Source organism: Fulvimarina pelagi HTCC2506, assembly GCF_000153705.1.
Lineage (GTDB): Bacteria > Pseudomonadota > Alphaproteobacteria > Rhizobiales > Rhizobiaceae > Fulvimarina > Fulvimarina pelagi.
The window spans coordinates 2,668,533-2,687,706 of sequence record NZ_DS022272.1 but is presented as its reverse complement, the minus strand read 5'-3'; the positions used below and the strand labels follow the sequence as shown (position 1 = coordinate 2,687,706).

The window sequence follows — 19,174 nt, the reverse complement described above, 5'->3', positions numbered from 1 at the left end:
CGAGGTCAAGTCCCATGGCTGATAGCAATCCGCGTCTCGTCGCAGTCTCCAACCGGGTCGGTCCGCTGAGCGACGAAGGGCAGGCGGGCGGCCTCGTGGTCGGCCTGTCCGACGCCCTCAAGAGGCGCGGCGGCGTGTGGTTCGGTTGGAGCGGCGAGACATCGAAGGAGGGCACCCAAGGCGAAGCGAAAACCGAGGTTCAGGAGAACGTGGAGATGACCACGATCGACATGAGCCAGGAGGAGCTTCAGGGTTTCTATTACGACTACGCCAATCGCTCCCTATGGCCTCTGCTGCACTACCGGCTGGATCTTGCCGAATTCGACCGCGTTTCTGACAAGGTCTACCGGCAGGTGAACCATCGCTTCGCCGTCCGTTTGATGCCGCACTTGAAAGAGAACGACCTCGTTTGGGTGCACGACTATCACTTCTTTTATATGGGCTCGGAGTTGCGCCAGGCAGGCTACAAGGGCCGGCTCGGCTATTTCCTGCATATTCCGTTCTGCGCGCCGGAGGTCTTTTCCGCCCTTCCGGCGAGCCACGACATCGTGCGTGCGCTGCTTGCCTACGACGTCATCGGCTTCCAGACCGATACGGACCGGTGCAACTTCGTCAGCTTCTGCATCAGCGAGCTTGGGGGAGAGAAGCTCGATGAGGACCGCGTCCGAGTCGGCGACAGGACTGTCATCGCCAAACCCTTTCCCATCGGCATCGATGCCGAGGGATATGCCCGTTTTGCGGTCTCGCCGGAGGCCGGAGAGCACGAGGAAATGCTCCTCTCCATGACGCGTGACCGGCGCAACAGCGATGGCGAGGGAGCCGAGCGCAAGCTCATCGTCGGGGTCGACCGGATGGATTATTCCAAGGGTCTGCTCGAACGCTTCTACGGCTTCGAACGCTTGCTTGAGGATTATCCCGAGAACTGTGGCAGCGCGATCTTCCTGCAGGTCGCACCGCTCTCGCGCTCCGAGCTCGATGCATACGCCGAACTACGCGATGAGCTCGAACGCACCGCCGGGCACCTCAACGGACGCTTCGCCACCCTCGACTGGACGCCTCTGCAGATGATGACACGTGGTTTCACGCGGAAGGCTCTCGCCGGGATCTACCGCGCAGCGCGAGTTTGTCTCGTTACGCCGTTACGCGACGGCATGAACCTCGTCGCCAAGGAGTTCGTCGCGGCGCAGGACCCCGAAGATCCTGGCGTTCTCATCCTCTCGCGCTTTGCGGGCGCACTCGACGAGCTCAAATGTGGCTGCATCGTCGTCAACCCCTACAATACCGACGACGTGGCTGCCGCAATGCAGCGCGCGCTCACCATGCCGCTCGAAGAGCGTAAGCGCCGCTGGGAAGCGATGCGTGAGGCGGTTTTCACCGGGACGGCCCAGCGCTGGTGCCAGAGCTTTATCGACATGCTCGAAACGAGTCACCACGAACCGGCAGCGCAGACGTCGTCGTAATGCGGTGAACGTTCCTATTGGAGTGTTCAGCGCGCCTCGGATCACGCTTTCCGGCGTTCATCGCAATGCCACCCGGATCGAAGGTCGCGAAACAAAGCGAGAGGTTGTCGCCGAGAAACCCTTTTCCCAAACCTGAGTCCGACCGCCGATGCGTGCATTCCTTATCCAGACCTACGATAGGCTGAAGGCCTCCTACTGGTTCTTTCCGGCGATGATGGCCTCGCTCGCAGCCATGCTCGCGGTAGCTCTGGTGCAGTTCGACTCGGTTATTCCGTCGACTTTCTTCGGCAATAATCCGTTCTTTTACGCGACCCAGCCCGATGGAGCCCGATCGATCCTCAACGCCATCGCCGGGTCGATGATCGGTGTCGCCGGAACCGTCTTTTCCGTGACGATGGCCGCTGTCGTTTTTGCCTCCAGTTCTTACGGACCGAGGCTCCTCACCAATTTCATGAACGACCGCGGCAACCAGATCACCCTCGGCACCTTTGTCGCGACCTTCGTCTACAGCATTCTCGTACTGCGCTCGGTCCGCAACGGATCGGAAGAAGATGCTTTCTCGACGATGTTCGTGCCGAACCTGGCGGTTTACGGTGCAATCGCGCTCGCTATCGCCTCCATTGGCGTCTTGATCTTCTTTATCCACCACGTTCCCTCGAACATCCATATCTCGAACGTGATCGCCGGGATCGGTCAGTCACTGACCGCCCGCATCGATACGATGTTTCCGCAGAAGGTTGGGTATCCGGCAGCTGAGGACGAACGTGAAAACATCCTGTGGCAAGTTCCGGATTGCTTTCGCTCCGGTAGCGAGATCGCAGATCCGCCCGCCTATGCCGAAGTGCGGGCCCGAGCGGCCGGATATCTTCAAGTCCTTGACCACGAGACGCTGACGGAAGCGGCGCGGAAACACGATATCATCATCAGGCTGAACTGCCGCCCCGGCACGTTCGTGCATCCCGGCACCTACATCTTCGATGTCTGGCCGGCCGAACGCCTTACCGACGATGCGCGAGATACGCTGCACTCCGCGCTCGCGCTCGGCAATATGCGAAGTCCCTCCCAGGATCTATTCTTCCTCATCGATGAACTGGTGGAAATCGCCGCGCGGGCTCTTTCGCCGGGCGTCAACGATCCCTTCACGGCCACAACCTGCATGGATTGGCTGAGCGCTGCCTATTCGTCCTTCGTCGGCCGTGATCAGGTCGATCCGCTTAGGACGGATGGGGACGGCAAGTTGCGGCTTGTCGCACCGTCCGTCGACTTTGCGGGCTATCTCGAGCAGGGTTTCGGAAACCTCAGCCAATACGCTGCGACCGACCGCATTGCCGCAGTGCACTTCTTGAAAGCACTCGGCGATCTCCTGTCGGTCGCCGAGCGGGAAAACGAGATTGTCGCGCTACGCGAGCAAAAAGCAAAGCTTCTAATCCTTGCCCGGAAGGCGCTGACGGACGCCAGCCTCGAAGCGGTCGAAATGGAGGCCGCCAGCTTCGATGCGCGCGAGCGTCACCCTCGGCACAGGTCTCGTCGGAACGTGCGCTCGATTGAGTGAAGAGGCGTCTATCGCGATGTGCTCAGATCCGTTCGCCTCGCGAGCGTCCGAGGAAGCCGCCGAGAATGCTGACGATCGCTCCAAGAAGCAGCGCGACGAAGGCCGAGAACGAAGCAGCCGCCACAGATCGCGCGGCATCGTCTGCCGCTTGCCGAGCGGAGCGCGCCATCTCGTCGAATGACTGTTGATATCCAGCGAGGCGTTGTTCGGCGGCCGCTTCGGAAAGACCGCCGAGCTGCTGGATCGCCTGGACGGCCGTCTGACGCTCGTTTGAACTCGCCGTTTCGGACAATGCCGCGGCGATCGCCGAGAAATTCTCAACCCCGTTCGTCGGCTCGGGTGATGCCTGAGCGGTTTCAGCGTTGTCTGTCTGCTCGTCGCCTGTGTCCGTGCCCGTGCTGGCTTCTGTATTGGCAAACGCGAGCGCCCTGAGGTCGGCTGCAACACTAGCGGGCAAGCTCGATCCTGTGCTGACAGGCATCGCGAGATTGCTCGCGGCCGTCGAAAGGCCTTCCACCGAGGCGCCGACCGCACCGAAGGCTCCGCCCAAAACGGACGATGCCGTTCCGCCAAGCACCAAGACGACGAGTAGCGTCGCGACCGCCCAAGTTACGAGGCCATGCAGGATCGAATCGATCTTTTCCGAAAGACCGGCGAAACGCGATGTCGCAAAGGCGCCGACGAACAGGCCGGTAAGTGCTGCGACCAGAGAGTAGATCCCGGCCGCCGACGCGAGTGCCGTGACCGAGCGGTCAGTGCCCGGCAGGCCGCCGAAGCCCAAGCCAAGGCCGAGAAGCCCCAACATGAGCTGGATCGCAACGGCGAGAATGACGCCGGCGATGACTGCGCCCCACGCGATCATGCGCGAACGTCCTCCGCCGCTCGTGCCAGTGTAACGTTCCCTGCGATATTCGCCCGTTGCCATGCGTTGCGTCCCCGCACTCTCGACCCGCTCAGAGAGCGGGGATAGCACCAAGATGAACGTGACGTACAGGCCATATAGCCTGCTGCCTTGAGCTGTACGTTCATTATCAAGGCTTCTGTGCGTATTTTGACTGCGGCTTTTGGAGTTGATCAGGACCCGCCATACGGAGCATCTGCCTTTCTGCCAGTGAGGTGCGGGGTTTCACGGGCAATCTCGACAAAGGCGATTCGATCTGCTAAGGGCCCGCGACCTAAATCGAACTGGGCGTCATCGGCTAAGAGCGACCGTCCAGGTGACATCCTATAAAGAGAAACTGGCGGAACCGTTCTTGCAGATCATCGTCCGAGACAACAATGTCGAGCAAGCCCTGCGTGCTCTCAAGAAGAAGCTTCAGCGCGAGGGCGTTTTCCGCGAAATGAAGCAGCGTAGCTTTTACGAAAAGCCGTCTGAAAAGCGCGTTCGCGAAAAGGCCGAGGGCGTCCGCCGCGCCCGCAAGCTGGCTCGCAAGCAGGCCCAGCGCGAGGGCGTTCTGCCCGGTCGCAGCCGCTAGGTCCCTTCGGCTCATATCAGCATCGAAATGTATAAGCACCAGTCGATCGCCTGATCGACTGGTGCTTTTCGCGTTGCATCGGTGCCACACTCGTACCCCTGATAGGACCGATCGGCGTGCGGGTCTCCAATTCGGCGCCTTCGCCGTTTAGGACACGGGCCTGATTCAACATGCAAATTCATCCGGAGCCTGTTCGTCCCGTGAAGGTGAAGCCCGTCATCGCCCGCCGTCCCCACATCGCCTTCAAACCGGCTTTCGCCGTTCTCGTCGCGGTTGCAATCCTGTCCGGCTGCCAGACCGGCAGCGAGCCGATGGTGAATGCGATAGCGCTCGACGCCAATCAGGGCCTCGACCAGAACATCTCCTCGCTGACCCAGACTGTGAACGCCAATCCTCAGGATCCGGAAGCCTACAATGTGCGCGGCACGGCTTACGGTCGATCCGGCCAGAACGAGGCGGCAATCCAAGACTTCACGACCGCGATTTCGCTCGATCCGAACTTCCATCAGGCCTATGCCAATCGTGCGCTTATTTATCGGCAGACCGGCGAGCGCCTGAAGGCTGTCGAAGACTACAATCGCGCTCTTCAGATCAACCCGAACTACACCTCTGCCTATATTGGTCGGGGCAATATCTATCGCCTCGCCGGCAGAAACCGGGAAGCCCTCGTCGACTTCCAGCGCGCGATCGATCTCAACACAACCGATCCGCGCGCCTACCACAATCGCGGTCTGCTTTATCAGATCGACGGCCAGCACAGCCAAGCGATCGAGGATTTTTCCAAGGCGATCTCGCTGCAGTCGACCGCCGCCGAGCCCTATTCCGGGCGTGGCGTCTCGTACCTTGCCCTCAACGACATCGAGAACGCTGCCGCCGACTTCCAGGCGGCCCTGAAGCTCGACCAGACCAAAGCCGAGTACTGGGTCAATCAGGCTGTGCTTTTGGAGCGGCAGGGAGACCGCCAGAAAGCCTTCCGCTCATATTCGCGCGCAGCCCAGCTGGATGCGAACTATACGCCCGCGAGCGAAGGGATGAGCCGGACGCGCGGGTGAGGGGAACCGCTCTCCAAACCCTTCCTCATTTCTGATCCAGGCAAGCCCAACTCTGGTCAGCCCTGACGGTAGCCGAGAGCAAAAGCCCGCGGTGCAGGCTTGCAATGCTCCGTATCAAGCCGCGCCAATCAGCCGGTAGCTCACCTTTGTGGGATCCGGCACGTAAGCGGATTCGGAGCGCGCGAGGTCGCCGATCCGATCGTGGTGCGGAGATTTCACGCAGGCCGGGTCAGTCGCGGCAGCATCGCCGACAAGCGCTAGCGCCTGGCAGCGGCAGCCGCCGAAATCGATATGCTTACGCTCGCAGGAACGGCAGGGCTCCTGCATCCAGTCTGTGCCGCGATAAGCCTCGAAAGCTGGGCCATTGTACCAGACGTCTGCGAGGTCGTGATCGCTCACCGACCAGAACTCCAGGTGCTCGATCGTCTCGGCCGCATGGCAGGGCAGCACCTTGCCCGACGGCGTGACGGAGAACGTTCGCGCGCCCCAACCGCCATTACAGAGCTTTGGATATTTCGCGTAATAGTCGGGGAACACCGCGTCGATGACGAGAGTGCCCTTCAATCGCTCGCGCGCTTCCTCCACCTGCTCGATCGTCTTGTCGACATCCGCCTTGGTCGGCATCAGGTGCGCGCGGTTCTTCAGCGCCCAGCCGTAATACTGGGTGTGGGCGATCTCGATGCGTTTCGCCCCGAACTCCACGGCCTTCTCGATCATCGTCGGGACTTGGTGGATGTTCTGGCGATGGATCACCGAGTTGAGCGTCAGCGGGAAGCCGCGATCGACAACCTGCTTGGCGAAAGCTTGCTTGCGCTCGAACGCACCCTTCATGCCAGCAACGGCGACCGTGATCTCCTCGTCCGCACCCTGCATGGAGAGCTGAATGTGATCGCAACCGGCTTCGAGCAGCGCATCGAGTTGGCTCTCTTTAACGCCGACACCGGAGGTGATGAGGTTCGTGTAAAGACCGACCTCCGCAGCGTGCCGCGTCAGTTCGACGATGTCCTTGCGTGCGCACGGTTCGCCGCCTGAAAGGTGGAGGTGGATGACGCCCAGTTCGGCCGCCTGCGAAAACACGCGCTTCCAGGTTTCGGTGTCGAGTTCGGCCGAGCGGCTTTCGAGCTCGATCGGGTTCGAGCAGTATGTGCAGCGCAACGGACAGCGATGGGTAAGTTCGGCAAGAAGACCGATCGGCGGCTGCGGCTTCGGCTTCGCATTCGCCTGCGGGCGCTCGTCGAGTAGGGTCTCACTCATCTTTTTCCTCCGTGCGTCACCGGGCCTGTCGCGTATTCTCTCGCCGCGCTCGGCAGCCCGTATCGTAGCTTATAGTTGCCGATTGCCGCCGCGCGAGTTCAAGCCGCATCTTTGGCCGTTGGCTTTGGCCTTGTCGGGCAAGTTCCACGCGGATCGTCATGCTCGGGCTCCGTCCCGAGCATCCAGAGAATTCTCGTCCTCTCCAGAGCTTCGTAATCCGCTCCATAAGCCGCGTCAGCCGCCGGTCCGCTCTGAATCCTCGAGAAGGCGCCCACGAATTGCGGGGCCGGGACTACAACACAACCATCTGCTTGTCGCGCAAATCGATCAGGAACGCTTCCACGTCCGGCCGGATCACCGCCTCTTCGGCGGTGAACACCGTGGCGAGATCGGCCACGATCCTTTGAATGCTCGCCGCCCCGTCGACCCGTTTCAGGATCTCTACCGAAACACCGTCGATATTGTAGATGCGCTCTGGCCCGACGAGAATGTAGCCGCCCCGGGCCTTGTCCTCGCGAAACTTCACGCCGTGCGGCAGCTTCGGAACCGTATCGTCGCCAAGATCGCTCATTCCGCAGCCTGACTTGGCTGTGAAGCGAGCATCGTGCCGGGCTTCCAGGCGTCGAACGGCAAGTTCCCCGGCTCGACATAGGCATGCATCAGCGCGTCGAGTTGGGCCCAGAGCACCTGACACTTGAATTTCAGCGCGTCGATCACCGCCAGTTGCTCCTTCGGCGTCGTCGCGTTTTCGAGGCAGTAGTTCAGCGCAAAGTCCGAGTCGCGCTTCGCCTGTACCGGGCGTTTGTCGAAATAGGCGAGCGTCTCGCGCGAGATGAAGTCGTAATGCTCCAACATTCCCTTGGTTCGGATGCCGATCACGTTCGGCGAGAAGAGTTCGGTCAGCGACGAGGCGATCGCTTCGAGCAAACTGCGCTCGCGCACGAAATGCACATAGGCATCTACCGCAAAGCGCGTACCTGGCAGAATGCCTTCCCCTGACATCACGTAGTCACGGTCAAGGCCAACGCCGTCGGTCAGCGCGACCCATTTCACGATGCCGCCGCGCTCTTCTGGAGACCCGTCGTGATCGATGATGCGCTCGCGCCATTCCTGGCGCATCTCCACGGTGCCGAGACGGGCGAGGATAAAGCTGTCCTTCACCGGTATCATCGACTGATAGTAATACCGATTGAGCGCCCAGGCCTGTACCTGATCGCGCGACAAGCGGCCCTCCTGCAGCATCATCTGAAAGGGATGATTGGAGTGGTAACGGGTCTTGCCGATTTCGCGAAGCGCAGCTTCGAGATCCGACCTAGACATCATGTCCATCATAAGCTGAGGTCCATCCCATCATAGGCGACCTGCCAACCGGCCGCTTCGACTGTCTTTTTCTCCTCCGAACCGTCGATCCAGATCGGATTGGTGTTATTGATGTGAATATAGACCCGCTGCTTGATCTTTGCACCGTCGAACGCGTTCAAGCTACCGCCTTCGCCGGAGATCGGCATATGCCCCATGCGCCGACCGGTCTTTTCGCCGACACCGGCATTCTTCATTTCTTCGTCGACGAAGATCGTGCCGTCGAACAGAAGGGCGTCCGCTTCCGCGATACGAGCCTTTAGACTGTCGGGTATGTGGGCACAGCCCGGAATGTAGAACAGCGTCTTGCCATGCGCGGTCAGTTTGACGCCAACGGTCATTTCGCTTTCTTCACCGACGTCGACCGTTTCCGTTTCGAGGTAGAGGGGCACCTTGCCGGGAACCGAGAAGAGCTCGGCAGTCAATCCGGGAACCGGTTTGAATGGCTCGCCGACTCCGACTTTTCGCTTTGTCACATGGTTCGGATCAAGAACATGGAACACGGGATTAGCGGCGATTATATCGTGCACTCCGCCCGTCGCATGCAGCTCGAAATTCTGTTTTTCGCGAAGTGTCAGCAGCCCTGCAGTATGGTCGACGTCGCCATTGGTGATGAGAACGGACGCGATAGGAGAGGAACGCTTGGCCCCTTCGCGAGCCATTGTCGTTTGACTCGGTCGCATTGCGTCGACATGCATGATCTGTTGACGAAGATCAGGGGAGGCGTTGAGGAGAAGCCAATGTTCGCCGTCCGCGGTTACTGCGACGGATGACTGGGAACTGGCGCGAACTCTCTCGTCTCTCTCCCAGAAGAGGCGACAGGTCTCGCAGAGGCAGTTCCATTGAGGGTACCCGCCGCCCGCAGCGGCCCCTAAAACCAAAAGCCGCAGGCGGGGTTCCCCCCGCCCGCGGCTGTCAGACATTGTCTGCAACTTAGAATTCGATCGGCATGTAGCCGTTGATTTCCATTGCGACGCAAACTTCGGTAATAACCGGCTTATTCCAGGCCATGCTATGTCTCCCAAATATGTTCGTTGCGGGCTGACCGATGCGCACCATCAGCGCCCAACCACGGTGCATATAGCAAGACTCGTTCGGGCTTTGAAGGGTTATTCACACGCGACCAAGGGATAAGGAAAATTTCCCGCTCGTGGTTGGCAAGTTTCCCGGTTCGATTGAACTCCCGCCGTTCGGCCCCCTCGAATTTGGGCTCTCCAGGGTCTCGTATCTCTCGGCCCGCAGCTTGGCTCACCCCGGCGCAAGCTTGAGGCACGATAAGCTTTAACCAGTCCTTAACGGGTTCGAGTGCCGGCAAGATCGTGCGCGCCCAGCTTCGGACTAAGACAACCGACTGCCGGACCCGGAAGCGAAAGCAAGACCCATGGCGATCGATACGATGAAAAGCGCGCCTTTGGGCGCGACCGGTACGACCGGAAGCGCCGCCTCCACGAAGGGCGGCCGGGAAATCGTCTTTGCCGTCGCGGTGGTCTTCGTCCTCACCGTTCTCTTCGTGCCGATCCCGCCGGTCATCATCGACATGGGCCTCGCCCTGTCGATCGCACTTGCCGTGCTCATCCTCATGGTGGCGTTGTGGATCGAGAAGCCGCTGGAATTTTCCGCCTTCCCAACCGTCCTGCTTCTCGCGACCATGTTGCGCCTATCGCTCAACATCGCGACGACACGCGTCATCCTCTCGGAAGGCCACGAGGGGGTTAACGCCGCCGGCTACGTCATCGGCGGTTTTTCGAATTTCGTCATGGGCGGCGACTTCTTTATCGGCATCGTCGTCTTCGTGATCCTCATCGTCGTCAACTTCATGGTGATCACTAAAGGTGCGACCCGTATCGCGGAGGTCGGCGCGCGCTTCACCCTCGACGCGATCCCCGGCAAGCAGATGGCGATCGACGCGGATCTCTCCGCCGGGCTCATCAACGAAAAGGAAGCCCAAGCCCGCCGGAAGGAACTCGAAGAAGAGTCTTCCTTCTTCGGTGCCATGGACGGCGCGTCGAAATTCGTGCGCGGCGATGCGATCGCCGGTCTCATCATCACCGCCGTCAACATCTTCGGCGGCATCATCATCGGGATCATGCGCCACGACATGGACCCCGCTTCGGCTGCGGACGTCTTCACCAAGCTTTCCGTCGGTGACGGTCTGGTCTCGCAGATTCCGGCCCTCGTGATCTCGCTCGCTGCCGGCCTTCTCGTCTCGAAAGGGGGTACGCGCGGAGCGGCCCAGATGGCGGTTGTCGGCCAGCTCGGCAAATACCCACGCGCGCTCTCCGTCGCAGCTGGCCTCATGGTGCTGCTTGCCGTAACGCCTGGCCTGCCGTTTCTTCCCTTCACAGCACTCGGCGGCATGCTCGCCGCTGTCGCCTATCTCATTCCCAAGCGTCGCGCTGAGGCCGAGTTACAGGACGCCGTACAAAAGGATGCGGAAGAGAAAGCTGCCGCCGCGAGCGAGAAGAACTCGGTCAAGGAGAGCCTCAAGATCGTCGAGATCGAGCTTGTCCTCGGCAAGCAGATGTCTGCCCACCTCCTCCTTCAGCGCGACGAACTCGCCCACCGCGTCCAGAAGATGCGCCGCCGCTTTGCCTCGCGCTATGGCTTCGTCGTGCCGGAGATCAAGCTGTCCGACGACCTTGCGATCGGATCGAAGCATTACGAGATCAAGATTCACGGCACCACCGTCGCCAGCCAGGAAATGCGGCTCGGCGAACTGCTCGTCGTCCTCGGCGAGCTGCCGCCGCCGGAAGTCCCGCACGACATGACGAAGGAACCGGCCTTCGGCATGAAGGCCGCCTGGATTTCGGAAAGCTTTGCGTCCGAGGTTAAGCGCCAGGGTCACGAGCCGATCGATACGCTGACCATCGTCCTGACGCATCTCTCCGAGATTCTGCGCAACAACCTCGCCCAGCTTCTCTCCTACAAAGATATGCGGGCCCTGCTCGACAGGCTCGAGCCGGAATACAAGCGGCTGATCGACGAGATCATCCCGACCCACATGTCCTATTCCGGGCTTCAGGCGGTCCTGAAGCTGCTCCTAGCCGAGCGTGTTTCAGTGCGGAACCTCAATCTCATTCTGGAGGCCATTGCTGAGATCGCTCCGCACGTCCGGCGCTCCGAGCAGATCGTCGAACATGTGCGCATGCGTATGTCACAGCAGATTTGCGGCGATCTTCTGCACGAAGGCTCGCTTTCCGTCCTGCGCCTCGGCAACCAGTGGGACCTCGCATTTCATCAGGCGCTCAAGCGCGATGCCAAGGGCGACGTCGTTGAGTTCGACATCGATCCGCGCGTCGTCGAACAGTTCGCGCAGGAAGCGACCAAGGTCATTCGCGAAAAGATGGACCAGGGCGCGGTCTTCGCCCTCGTCGCCGCGCCTGATGCGCGCCCTTACGTGCGCATGATGATCGAGCGGATCTTCGTCAATCTGCCGGTACTCTCCCACGTCGAGATCGCTCGCGGCGTCGATCTGAAATCCATCGGATCGATTTCGTGAGCGAGGCTGCGTCCGCCTTCGTCTTCGCACATTTTCTCGTGTTCTGCCGCATCGGCACCTGTCTGATGCTGCTGCCCGGCTATTCGTCGAACCGCATTCCAGCGCAGGTCCGCCTCTTTTTGGCTTTCGCAATCTCTCTAGCGCTGTCGCCGCTCCTCCTGCCGCTGATTGAGCCCCTCGTTGTTGGCGCGAGCGATGCTCGTCGGCTGGAACTGGTGTTCTCGGAAATGATGACGGGCTTCTTCATCGGTCTTCTCGGCCGCTGCTTCCTCATCGCGCTGTCATTCGTTGGCTACGTCATCGCCAACGCGATCGGCATGGGTCAGCAGCTCGGGCCGGTCTATGAGGATTCACCCGATCCGGCGATCGGCACGCTCATCACCATGACGGCGACCGTCCTGATCTTCATTACGAACCTTCATGCCGAGATCGCCCGCGCCCTGGTCGCGTCCTATACCGCGCTTCCGGCAGCCGAGGGTTTTGGCATACAGGCGAGCCTCGTCAATCTCACCGACAATCTCAAGCTCACCTTCGTCCTTTGCCTCAGGATCGCGAGTCCGTTCGTCCTCTATGCCATCATCGTCAATTTCGCGATCGGGCTCGCCAACAAGCTGACGCCGCAGATTCCAGTCTATTTCGTGTCGTTGCCCTTCGTCCTCGCTGGTGGCCTCATCCTTTTCGGCTATGTGATTGGCGACTTCCTCATCATCTTCATGAACGCCTTCGAAGGCTGGGTACTGACCGGATGAGCGACGCGCGCAGAAAACAGAGGCGGCTCGAACGCGTGCTCAAGGTGCAGGCACAGAAGCGCCAGATCGAGGAATGGTCGGTCTCGCATCTGAGGCAAAAGCGCGCCGAGATCGATCAGGCAGATCGGGCGATCCTGGAAAGCCTTGATCCGACTTCCGATCTCCACGGCCTCTTCATCGACGCAAAGGTCAGGAGCCTTCGCCGCAACGACGTGACCCGCCGCGAAAACGAGGCGGATCTTCGGGAAGGAGAGGGCCGTCTCTCCGAAGCGCGTCGCCGGGAGAAGGGAGTCGAGCGCCGATACAAGCAAGCTGGGCAGGAGGCCGCCTCCGAGGAGGGCGCCGAAGCGCTCGAGGGCCATATCGAGAGCTTTCTAGCGCGCCTGTCGCACAGTCTCGGATAAGGCCGCGCTCTTAACGTCGTTGCCGAGACGTTTTACCAGAACCAAAAGCCGCCGCCCGCTATGAGCTCAATGCCGATCGAAGGTTTAAAGCCCACACAAGTGGCCGATACCGAAGCAGTGGTCGCCCGCCCGACGCCGCGCGCCGCGCACGAGGTCGACAAGCTCTCGCCGCTGCAGGAGTTCGAATCATTCGCCCTGCGTAGTTTTGTCGAATCGATGCTTCCGTCCGAAGCCTCGAACTTCTTCGGTTCGGGAACCGCGGGGAATATCTGGCGCTCGATGATGGCCGAGCAGATCGGCGAACAGATCACGCGGGCCGGCGGTATCGGGATCGCCGAGATGGTCGCACGGGATCGAGGCCTGACCACCGAGGCGCACAGCGCGATGAAGACGCAGTCGGGCCAGAGCGCCCGCATGCGTTTCGACTCGCTTCTCGCCTCGACCAAGAAGCTTTAGAAGCCACAGGGACAACCGGATATGCAGACCGCTCTTCACAACGCTGCCGATCGCCTCGAAGCTGTGCTCTCTCGCGAGAGCGAGGCCTTGGCGCAATCAAACGGGATCGACCTCGTCGAAACGGCTGGCCGAAAGAACCAGTCGCTCCTCGAACTGACCCGCCTGACCCGCGGACTAAGCCCTGAAACACTCGACGGCGAGACGCGCGAGCGCCTCCTGGTCCTGCGCCGGCGGCTCGCTGAGAATCAGGCGGTACTCTCGCAGCATGTGAAGGCGAGCCACGAGATCTCGACCATTATGGCTAAGTCCATCGCGGCTGCCGAATCCGACGGCACTTATTCCAGCCGGCCCGAATTCGCAGGGCGTGTTCGGTGATCAAACTCATCATCGTCGGTATCTGGGCAACCGTCGTCGCTCTCGGCTCGAGTTACGCAGCGATCACCTTTACCGATAAGTCGGGCGAGGCCGCGGGTGAGAAGCAGTCCGATTATTATGCGGGTTTAGACTACCGCTCGACCGACGCGATCACTGTGCCGATGATTGCCGACAAACGCATACAGGGCTACATAATCGCCCGCTTCGTCTACACGATCGACGGACAGATCGCCGCGAAGCTGGCAGTCCCACCCGAACCCTTCGTTCTCGACGAGGCGTTCCGCCGGCTTTACGCCAGCGAGGATTTCGACTTCGCAAACCCCTCGCGCTACGACCTTCCTGGATTGATGGAGGCGATCAAGACGTCCGTCAACGCGCGCTATGGGGACGAACTGGTGCACGAAGTGCTGATTGAGCAGTTTGACTACGTGCCCAAGGACACGGTCCGTTCCGCGACCTGAGGATCCGAGTGATGCCGGAGTAATCACGACAAAGGCCGGGGCGTGGACAACGCCTCGGCTTTTGTACTTACAGAGAGCATCCGAGCCCGGCGAGGCTGGTCAGTTGCCGAAGATGCTAGTCAGGAGCCCTGGTGCGGAAACGCCCGTCTCACGATAGACGCCGCGTCCGCCCTGGCCCTCGGGGCCGATGACCACGACCTTGGTGCCGTTCGGCACGCGGTTGTAGAGATGCGCCACGTCCTCGTTCATCATGCGGATGCAACCCGAGGAGAGACGCTGGCCGATCGTCCAGGGCTGGTTGGTGCCGTGGATGCGAAAGAGTGAATCCCGGCCGCCGCGATAAAGATAGAGTGCGCGGGCGCCTAGCGGGTTCTTTGGTCCGCCGGCCATACGCGCCGGCAGGATGTGGCCCTTGCGGCGCTCGCGAATGACCATTTCCTTCGGCGGTATCCAGTCTGGCCATTCAGCCTTACGGCCGACTTTCATTTGTCCGGACCAGCCGAAGCCCTCCTTGCCGACACCGACGCCATAGCGCGTTGCCCGCCCGCCGTTCTCCACGAAATAAAGGTAGCGCCGATGCGTATCGACGATGATCGTGCCAGGCCGCTCCCGCGTTTCGATGTTTACATTGGCGCGATTGAAGGCGGCCGAGGGGCGGCGCTGTTGCATCATCGTACGACGCATCACGCGTGGATCGTCGGTCGATTCCCAAGTGCCGGTCGCATAGTTGTAGACACGGGAGTCGGCGTGAGCGGCGACGATCGAACCGAGCGCAACTACACCGCACAAAGCAGCGCCGATAAGCCACTTTCCAAGAGACATGAGGTTTCTCCAGCCGATGGTCAGACCTTGTTGTCAGGTCTTTGACCCAATTCAAACACATTTCTGCCGCTTTTCCAATTCGTATCGGCAAGGGAAGTTTCAGTTTAGGTGAGAAGATTTACGCAAAGGTATGCGGACTAACGATCAGATCACGACGACTTTCGTTCCGACCCTGACCCGTTCGTAAAGTTTCTCGACGTCCTCGTTTCGCATCCGGATACACCCTGACGACACGGCCTGGCCGATCGTCCACGGCTGGTTGGTGCCATGGATGCGGTAGAGCGTAGAGCCGAGATAGAGCGCGCGTGCACCCAGCGGATTCTCCACGCCCCCTGGCATGAAAGAAGGCAGATGGCGGCCCTTTTTCTTCTCGCGGGCGATCATCTCTTTGGGCGGCGTCCAACTCGGCCATTTTTTCTTGGCGGTGATGTTGTGCATGCCGCGCCAGGAAAAGCCTGGCTTGCCGACCCCTACACCGTAGCGCATGGCCATGCCGTTGGGCTCGACGTGATAGAGGAAGCGTTGACTGGTATCGATCACAATCGTCCCCGTGGCGTGCCGGGAGCGGTACGGTACGCGCTGGGGTAGAAATTCGGGCGAGGTAATGTGCCTTGGTGCGACCTCGCGGACGGGCGCCGGCCAAGTTGCGGCCGAACGCGGATAGTGCGGTTGAAGCGCTCGCCGCGGGACCGCAGGTTGCGGTGCATAGCGTGGTTCTGGTGGCTGGGCCACGTAGCGGGTGCCAAATGGGTCCGGGGAGAAGATGCTGCGTCCAGTGCGGACATGCCGGCTCGGCTGCGCGCCCTGGAAGACGACGCCAGCCGCGTTGACGCGCTGGGAGCGTTTCAGCTGTTGAAGCCAAGCCTCTCTGGCGTGATATGGCGCGACAGCCGGCTGGCGCTGCTCATAGCGAGGCTCCGCCTCTGCCGAGGAGAACGTTCCACCGAAAGTCAAGGCAGCGAGGACTGCGGCGAGGTTCATGGCCGTTTTCGGAATTGGGTAATGCATAAGGTCCGTCCAATCGAGGCACCGGGCGAAGGCCCGCGATATCGCGTCGATTGTGTCGGGCTGCGGACACCGAAACGTTAAGCGTCCTCCTGCAACCTCCGTAAAGGTTAACATCCTGTTTCACGAGGAAGGGCGCCTCTATCTATTCAACCGTTCGCGCAATTTTGCTGGCAAGAAAGGCCTCTGCCTTTGCGAGAGATCGCTCTCCGCTCGGCGTGCCGAAGACCTCGAAGACATGGCAGCCGCCGTTGTACAGCGCCAACTCGGTGTCGTTCCCGGCGGCCTGCCAGCGCATCGCCATGAAGAGCGTGTCGTCGAGAAGGAGATCTTTCGTGCCGCACGAAAAGTAGGCCGGCGGCATCGATGCCAGATCGGCGTAGAGCGGAGAGTTCGTTGGATCGCGCAGCACTTCGGGTGAGGGGACTGCGAGCGAGGAGAAGGTCGCGACGTCCCGCGAATTGAGGATCAGCCGCTCTTCGCCGAAATTCCTCACGCTCGGCGTCATCCCCATGTCGTAGCAACCAGCGACGAGAAGCGCGGCTTTGAAAGGCTGGAACCCTGCGTCGTCGCGCAGCCTGATCAACGTCACCGCGGAAAGATGGGCTCCGGCCGACTCGCCGCCGATCGCGAGCCAGTCCGTCGGCAGATCGGCAATCTGTCCTTGGGCGAGAGCAAGTGCCGCTTCGAAGCAGTCGTCGCCGGCTGCTGGAAAGGGATGCTCGGGCGCGAGCCGATATTCCACCGAGACCGTCGCAAGACCCGTTGCTTCGGCGAGGCGGCGCAGGCGCGTGTCGTTCTCGGTCGCATCGCCAAAAACCCAGCCACCGCCATGGATATGAAGAAACGTTCCTCGTGCCTCGCGGCCCTTCGGCTTGATGATCCGGACCGAGATCTCCCTTCCGTCCCTGCCGGTGATCGAAAGCATCGTCGCGTCAGGGTCCGGATCGCGCAAGGGGAAGATGCCCTTGCCCTCGAGGCGCGCCTGGCGGACGGTCTCGATCGGCAGCGACCAGGTGTCCGGGCGGCTTTGGTGCTCGTTCCGGATGTGGGCATTGAGTTCTTGAAGATCGGCGGGGACGTGGTCGGGATCGAAGATCGACGGGTCGGGAAGCGATGACATTGAGCTTGGCCGGTCTGTTGGGTGCGTGTCTGATCGGTGCCGCCTGATCTAGACCTTCAGCCGAAGCTGGCCAGTTGTGGGATCGTGGAACGGTATCGCGACGAAGAGGCCTTCATGCAGCAGCATATCGAGACGATGGAAGTCGCCACGCGCGGCCGGGACTTCATCGACGTGACGGCTGAAATCGCACACCGGCTCAAGGCGGTCAGAGCCGGAAACGGTCTGCTGACACTCTTCATCCGCCACACCTCGGCCTCCCTGACCATCCAGGAAAATGCCGATCCGGACGTACGCCACGACCTCGTTAACGCGCTCGACCGCCTAGCGCCGGAGAGTGCCGGTTACGTCCACGACATCGAGGGACCGGACGACATGCCGGCCCATATCAAGACCATGCTGACCGATACTCATCTCGCTATTCCGGTCTCGAAAGGCCGTATGGTGCTCGGCACCTGGCAGGGCATCTATGTGGTCGAGCATCGCGCTCGTCCGCACCAACGAGACGTCGTGATTCATTTCGCCGGCGAAATCGGAACCGGCTGAAGCATCGCTTTCCAGCCCGCGAACCCGATCGAGGCTCACGACGCTCGAGCGCCTACAGGATATCGGCGAGCACTGCGCTAGATCTTCCCCAACGAAGCCATCGGAGACCCGTTCGAATGGAATTCATCACACTCCAGCCCGTCGTTGCACTCATCGCCGGCGTCCTCATTCTCATCATGCCGAGGCTCCTCAGCTACATCGTCGCCCTCTATCTGATCTTCGTCGGATTGACGGGCCTGTTCCCCGATCTTCTCAACCAGATCGGGGCGGGCGGCTAATCCATGGAGAAACGCAAAGAGCGTATCGTCGTCCTTGGCGGCGGGGCCGGCGGCCTCGAACTCGCCTGCAATCTCGCAGGCAACAACAAAGCCTTAGTCACGCTGGTCGACGTGAACGGCTCCCATGTGTGGAAACCCCGCCTGCACGAATTCGCTGCGGGCACAGTGGACTCCACTCTCTCCGAAATGAGCTTCTACATGCTCGCAGCCATGCGTGGCTTCACGTTTGAACAGGGCAAAGTCGTCTCGATAGATCGACAGGCGCAAACTGTCCGCCTTGCGGCTGTCCGCAGTCAGCATGGCGCGATCGAGGGGCCGGAGCGTGATGTCGCCTATGACCGGCTCGTCGTAGCGCTTGGAGGGGTCACACCGGATTTCGGAACCACGGGCGTCGCCGAACACGCAGTCAGGCTCGACGAAAAGGCCGATGCCGACGATTTTCGCGATCTCTTCGTCGCGGCAATCCTTAGATCGCGTCATAGCGGCAAGCCGGCCAAGGTTTCGATCGTCGGTTCGGGCGCGACCGGTACGGAACTCGCTTCCCATCTGCGCGTGTCGGAACGTGGCTTCATCAATCAGGCGGTCCTCGAGAGCCATCAGCGCCTTCTCGATGTCGTCATTCTCGAGGCCGCGCCGGAGATCATGCCCGGCGCATCCGACGGACTTCGCAAGGCGGTGCTCGACCGCCTCGCATTGCTCGACATCGACACCCATACGAACGCCAAGATCGCGGCGGTCGAGAGAGACGCCGTCGTTGCCGAAGGCGGCGAGCGTTGGCCGACCGACATCACAGTCTGGGCGGCGGGCCTCGTCGGCAATCCTTGTCTCGAACACCTTTGCGATTTCGCCATGGACTCAAAGCACCGAATCGCCGTCGACAACCGGTTGCGTACCACCGTCGACGAACGCATCTACGCACTTGGTGATGCGGCGAGTTTCAAGCCCACGCCCGATGCCGTTCCCCTGCCGCCGACGGCGCAATGCGCGAGCCAGCAAGCAGCCTATCTCGCCGGTGCGATTCCAAAGACGATCGCGGGTGGAACGCCCGACCATTTCGAATACAACGATCAGGGCCGCCTACTGTCGCTCGCCCGCGGCGGCTCCGTCGGAAGCATTAGTCCGTTCCGCTCGAAGAACGACTTTCTCGTTCACGGTCAGTTCGCACGGGCCGCGTATCAGTCTATTCAACGCCGCCATCAATGGTCCGTGCTCGGCTATCTGCGAGGCTCGGTCGCAATATTCGCCGATGCAATCTCGCCGGCGAAGAGCCCGGCTCTGAAATTGCACGGCTAATTGAGCACGGGACA

22 protein-coding genes are annotated in these 19,174 nt (G+C 60.9%); 13 read left to right on the top strand and 9 right to left on the bottom strand.

What is annotated here, in order from left to right; all coding sequences use genetic code 11:
* Positions 1-14 precede the first annotated feature (14 nt).
* Positions 15-1,460, top strand: a complete 1,446-nt coding sequence (locus FP2506_RS12655) for an alpha,alpha-trehalose-phosphate synthase (UDP-forming) (protein WP_007067903.1) — start codon at positions 15-17, stop codon at positions 1,458-1,460.
* 148 nt (positions 1,461-1,608) lie between these two features.
* A complete protein-coding gene (locus tag FP2506_RS12650) occupies positions 1,609-3,012 on the top strand; it encodes a DUF2254 domain-containing protein (protein WP_007067902.1) in 1,404 nt (467 codons plus the stop codon).
* A gap of 22 nt (positions 3,013-3,034) precedes the next feature.
* Here the strand turns inward: FP2506_RS12650 and FP2506_RS12645 are convergent, their stop codons facing one another.
* Complete coding sequence (locus FP2506_RS12645) at positions 3,035-3,937, bottom strand: hypothetical protein (RefSeq protein ID WP_040489136.1); 903 nt, start codon at positions 3,935-3,937, stop codon at positions 3,035-3,037.
* Positions 3,938-4,265: 328 nt separating this feature from the next.
* Between FP2506_RS12645 and rpsU the strand changes: the two genes are divergently transcribed.
* Positions 4,266-4,487, top strand: a complete 222-nt coding sequence (gene rpsU / locus FP2506_RS12640) for a 30S ribosomal protein S21 (RefSeq protein ID WP_040489885.1) — start codon at positions 4,266-4,268, stop codon at positions 4,485-4,487.
* A gap of 170 nt (positions 4,488-4,657) precedes the next feature.
* Entirely contained in the window at positions 4,658-5,539 is an 882-nt protein-coding gene (locus FP2506_RS12635) for a tetratricopeptide repeat protein (protein ID WP_007067899.1), read from the top strand.
* Between the two features lie 114 nt (positions 5,540-5,653).
* Here the strand turns inward: FP2506_RS12635 and pqqE are convergent, their stop codons facing one another.
* The 5 genes from pqqE to pqqA form a co-directional block, all read right to left on the bottom strand.
* Complete coding sequence (pqqE, locus tag FP2506_RS12630) at positions 5,654-6,793, bottom strand: pyrroloquinoline quinone biosynthesis protein PqqE (protein ID WP_007067898.1); 1,140 nt, start codon at positions 6,791-6,793, stop codon at positions 5,654-5,656.
* A 292-nt stretch (positions 6,794-7,085) separates the two neighbouring features.
* Positions 7,086-7,364: a pyrroloquinoline quinone biosynthesis peptide chaperone PqqD gene (gene pqqD / locus FP2506_RS12625; RefSeq protein ID WP_007067897.1), complete on the bottom strand. Its 279-nt coding sequence runs from the start codon at positions 7,362-7,364 to the stop codon at positions 7,086-7,088.
* The gene (pqqC, locus tag FP2506_RS12620; protein WP_007067896.1) at positions 7,361-8,125 is read right to left on the bottom strand and encodes a pyrroloquinoline-quinone synthase PqqC; all 765 of its coding nucleotides are present in this window, start codon (positions 8,123-8,125) and stop codon (positions 7,361-7,363) included. Before pqqC ends, pqqD begins: the two co-directional genes overlap by 4 nt.
* Positions 8,122-9,042, bottom strand: coding sequence for a pyrroloquinoline quinone biosynthesis protein PqqB (gene pqqB / locus FP2506_RS12615; protein ID WP_040489877.1), 921 nt, complete (start codon positions 9,040-9,042; stop codon positions 8,122-8,124). Before pqqB ends, pqqC begins: the two co-directional genes overlap by 4 nt.
* Positions 9,043-9,085: 43 nt before the next feature.
* Complete coding sequence (gene pqqA, locus FP2506_RS19520) at positions 9,086-9,163, bottom strand: pyrroloquinoline quinone precursor peptide PqqA (RefSeq protein WP_007067894.1); 78 nt, start codon at positions 9,161-9,163, stop codon at positions 9,086-9,088.
* 370 nt (positions 9,164-9,533) lie between these two features.
* Between pqqA and flhA the strand changes: the two genes are divergently transcribed.
* The 6 genes from flhA to FP2506_RS12585 all read left to right on the top strand — a co-directional run bounded on the left by flhA (position 9,534) and on the right by FP2506_RS12585 (position 14,096).
* Positions 9,534-11,651 (top strand): flagellar biosynthesis protein FlhA, encoded by a 2,118-nt coding sequence (gene flhA / locus FP2506_RS12610; protein ID WP_007067893.1) that lies wholly within the window; start codon positions 9,534-9,536, stop codon positions 11,649-11,651.
* On the top strand, positions 11,648-12,400 hold the full coding sequence (locus FP2506_RS12605) for a flagellar biosynthetic protein FliR (protein ID WP_007067892.1): 753 nt from the start codon (positions 11,648-11,650) through the stop codon (positions 12,398-12,400). The genes flhA and FP2506_RS12605 overlap by 4 nt, the downstream gene beginning before the upstream one ends.
* On the top strand, positions 12,397-12,804 hold the full coding sequence (locus tag FP2506_RS12600) for a hypothetical protein (RefSeq protein ID WP_007067891.1): 408 nt from the start codon (positions 12,397-12,399) through the stop codon (positions 12,802-12,804). The genes FP2506_RS12605 and FP2506_RS12600 overlap by 4 nt, the downstream gene beginning before the upstream one ends.
* Before the next feature lie 99 nt (positions 12,805-12,903).
* Positions 12,904-13,260 carry a rod-binding protein gene (locus FP2506_RS18080; RefSeq protein ID WP_007067890.1) on the top strand — a complete coding sequence of 119 codons (357 nt, stop codon included), beginning with the start codon at positions 12,904-12,906 and terminating at the stop codon, positions 13,258-13,260.
* 21 nt (positions 13,261-13,281) lie between these two features.
* Positions 13,282-13,635 carry a hypothetical protein gene (locus FP2506_RS12590; RefSeq protein WP_007067889.1) on the top strand — a complete coding sequence of 118 codons (354 nt, stop codon included), beginning with the start codon at positions 13,282-13,284 and terminating at the stop codon, positions 13,633-13,635.
* Positions 13,632-14,096 carry a hypothetical protein gene (locus FP2506_RS12585; RefSeq protein ID WP_007067888.1) on the top strand — a complete coding sequence of 155 codons (465 nt, stop codon included), beginning with the start codon at positions 13,632-13,634 and terminating at the stop codon, positions 14,094-14,096. Before FP2506_RS12590 ends, FP2506_RS12585 begins: the two co-directional genes overlap by 4 nt.
* A gap of 99 nt (positions 14,097-14,195) precedes the next feature.
* On the opposite strand, the gene FP2506_RS12580 is transcribed toward FP2506_RS12585, so the two are convergent.
* From FP2506_RS12580 to FP2506_RS12570, 3 genes are all read right to left on the bottom strand, one after another.
* Positions 14,196-14,768, bottom strand: coding sequence for a L,D-transpeptidase (locus tag FP2506_RS12580; protein WP_244404294.1), 573 nt, complete (start codon positions 14,766-14,768; stop codon positions 14,196-14,198).
* 294 nt (positions 14,769-15,062) lie between these two features.
* Positions 15,063-15,899: a L,D-transpeptidase gene (locus tag FP2506_RS12575; RefSeq protein WP_040489135.1), complete on the bottom strand. Its 837-nt coding sequence runs from the start codon at positions 15,897-15,899 to the stop codon at positions 15,063-15,065.
* Between the two features lie 169 nt (positions 15,900-16,068).
* Entirely contained in the window at positions 16,069-17,046 is a 978-nt protein-coding gene (locus FP2506_RS12570; RefSeq protein WP_007067885.1) for an alpha/beta hydrolase, read from the bottom strand.
* A gap of 114 nt (positions 17,047-17,160) precedes the next feature.
* Here FP2506_RS12570 and FP2506_RS12565 point away from each other — a divergent pair, with 114 nt between their 5' ends.
* From FP2506_RS12565 to FP2506_RS12560, 3 genes are all read left to right on the top strand, one after another.
* Positions 17,161-17,589, top strand: coding sequence for a secondary thiamine-phosphate synthase enzyme YjbQ (locus FP2506_RS12565; RefSeq protein WP_040489873.1), 429 nt, complete (start codon positions 17,161-17,163; stop codon positions 17,587-17,589).
* Between the two features lie 116 nt (positions 17,590-17,705).
* On the top strand, positions 17,706-17,867 hold the full coding sequence (locus tag FP2506_RS18425; RefSeq protein WP_007067883.1) for a DUF3096 domain-containing protein: 162 nt from the start codon (positions 17,706-17,708) through the stop codon (positions 17,865-17,867).
* A gap of 3 nt (positions 17,868-17,870) precedes the next feature.
* A complete protein-coding gene (locus FP2506_RS12560; protein ID WP_007067882.1) occupies positions 17,871-19,160 on the top strand; it encodes an NAD(P)/FAD-dependent oxidoreductase in 1,290 nt (429 codons plus the stop codon).
* Positions 19,161-19,174 lie beyond the last annotated feature (14 nt).

What these genes read in the sequence shown, in the direction of transcription:
- FP2506_RS12655 (WP_007067903.1), top strand. Translation starts at nt 15, where the DNA reads ATGGCTGATAGCAATCCGCGTCTCGTCGCAGTCTCCAACCGGGTCGGT.
- FP2506_RS12650 (WP_007067902.1), top strand. Translation starts at nt 1,609, where the DNA reads ATGCGTGCATTCCTTATCCAGACCTACGATAGGCTGAAGGCCTCCTAC.
- FP2506_RS12645 (WP_040489136.1), bottom strand. Translation starts at nt 3,937, where the DNA reads ATGGCAACGGGCGAATATCGCAGGGAACGTTACACTGGCACGAGCGGC.
- FP2506_RS12635 (WP_007067899.1), top strand. Translation starts at nt 4,658, where the DNA reads ATGCAAATTCATCCGGAGCCTGTTCGTCCCGTGAAGGTGAAGCCCGTC.
- pqqE (WP_007067898.1), bottom strand. Translation starts at nt 6,793, where the DNA reads ATGAGTGAGACCCTACTCGACGAGCGCCCGCAGGCGAATGCGAAGCCG.
- pqqD (WP_007067897.1), bottom strand. Translation starts at nt 7,364, where the DNA reads ATGAGCGATCTTGGCGACGATACGGTTCCGAAGCTGCCGCACGGCGTG.
- pqqC (WP_007067896.1), bottom strand. Translation starts at nt 8,125, where the DNA reads ATGATGGACATGATGTCTAGGTCGGATCTCGAAGCTGCGCTTCGCGAA.
- pqqA (WP_007067894.1), bottom strand. Translation starts at nt 9,163, where the DNA reads ATGGCCTGGAATAAGCCGGTTATTACCGAAGTTTGCGTCGCAATGGAA.
- flhA (WP_007067893.1), top strand. Translation starts at nt 9,534, where the DNA reads ATGGCGATCGATACGATGAAAAGCGCGCCTTTGGGCGCGACCGGTACG.
- FP2506_RS12600 (WP_007067891.1), top strand. Translation starts at nt 12,397, where the DNA reads ATGAGCGACGCGCGCAGAAAACAGAGGCGGCTCGAACGCGTGCTCAAG.
- FP2506_RS12590 (WP_007067889.1), top strand. Translation starts at nt 13,282, where the DNA reads ATGCAGACCGCTCTTCACAACGCTGCCGATCGCCTCGAAGCTGTGCTC.
- FP2506_RS12580 (WP_244404294.1), bottom strand. Translation starts at nt 14,768, where the DNA reads ATGATGCAACAGCGCCGCCCCTCGGCCGCCTTCAATCGCGCCAATGTA.
- FP2506_RS12575 (WP_040489135.1), bottom strand. Translation starts at nt 15,899, where the DNA reads ATGAACCTCGCCGCAGTCCTCGCTGCCTTGACTTTCGGTGGAACGTTC.
- FP2506_RS12570 (WP_007067885.1), bottom strand. Translation starts at nt 17,046, where the DNA reads ATGTCATCGCTTCCCGACCCGTCGATCTTCGATCCCGACCACGTCCCC.
- FP2506_RS12565 (WP_040489873.1), top strand. Translation starts at nt 17,161, where the DNA reads ATGCAGCAGCATATCGAGACGATGGAAGTCGCCACGCGCGGCCGGGAC.
- FP2506_RS18425 (WP_007067883.1), top strand. Translation starts at nt 17,706, where the DNA reads ATGGAATTCATCACACTCCAGCCCGTCGTTGCACTCATCGCCGGCGTC.
- FP2506_RS12560 (WP_007067882.1), top strand. Translation starts at nt 17,871, where the DNA reads ATGGAGAAACGCAAAGAGCGTATCGTCGTCCTTGGCGGCGGGGCCGGC.